The organism is Arthrobacter sp. JCM 19049 (assembly GCF_001310435.1).
The window spans coordinates 1-697 of record NZ_BAXF01000836.1 but is presented as its reverse complement, the minus strand read 5'-3'; the positions used below and the strand labels follow the sequence as shown (position 1 = coordinate 697).

Annotated in this window: 1 protein-coding gene and 1 pseudogene; both read right to left on the bottom strand. The window is 68.0% G+C overall.

The window, feature by feature from the left end; all coding sequences use genetic code 11:
* Positions 1 to 184 (bottom strand): hypothetical protein (locus JCM19049_RS21625; RefSeq protein ID WP_279403472.1); only part of this gene is annotated, 184 nt, incomplete at its 3' end.
* Positions 185 to 223: 39 nt separating this feature from the next.
* Positions 224 to 697, bottom strand: a pseudogene (locus tag JCM19049_RS16610) (purine-nucleoside phosphorylase); the annotation flags it as partial.

Genomic DNA, 697 nt, shown 5'->3' with positions numbered 1-697 from the left:
CCCGGCCGTGCCAAAGGCCAGATTGGCGCTGAAGCGCTCGGTCAAATCCTGCAGCGCATCGGCCTGGCCGGCCTGGGCGCTGGATTAGCGAGGCCAGCTCGGCCTGGGTCTGCGGGTCGGGGTCACTTGCCGCCCAGGCCTGGGCCCGGTCGAGCAGCTGTGCGTTGTCGGTGCTGTCGATCAACTGTGTGCCTACCTTTGCTGGGGGCGTGAAACGCCGTGACTAGAAGCGGGAGATGATCTCGGCCAACAGCTTGGAGATCCGCGGCCCGGCCGCCTGCCCGGCTTCGATGACCTCTTCGTGGCTCAGAGCCATGTCGCTGATGCCGGCGGCCAGGTTGGTCACCAGGGAAATGCCGAAGACCTCCATCCCGGCATGGCGGGCGGCAATGGCCTCCAGGGCGGTGGACATGCCCACCAGGTTCGCCCCAATCACCTTGGCGTACTGCACCTCGGCCGGGGTTTCGTAGTGTGGGCCGGTGAACTGGGCGTACACGCCTCATCCAGGCTCGGGTCCACTTCGCGCGCGATTCGGCGCAGGCGCGAGGAGTACAGGTCGGTCAGGTCCACGAACGTGGCCCCTCCAGCGGGGAGGCGGCGGTGAGGTTGATGTGGTCCGAGATCAGCACCGGGGTGCCCGGGGCCCAGTTCGGGTTCAGCCCGCCGCAGCCGTTGGTCAGCACCAGCTGGGTGCAGC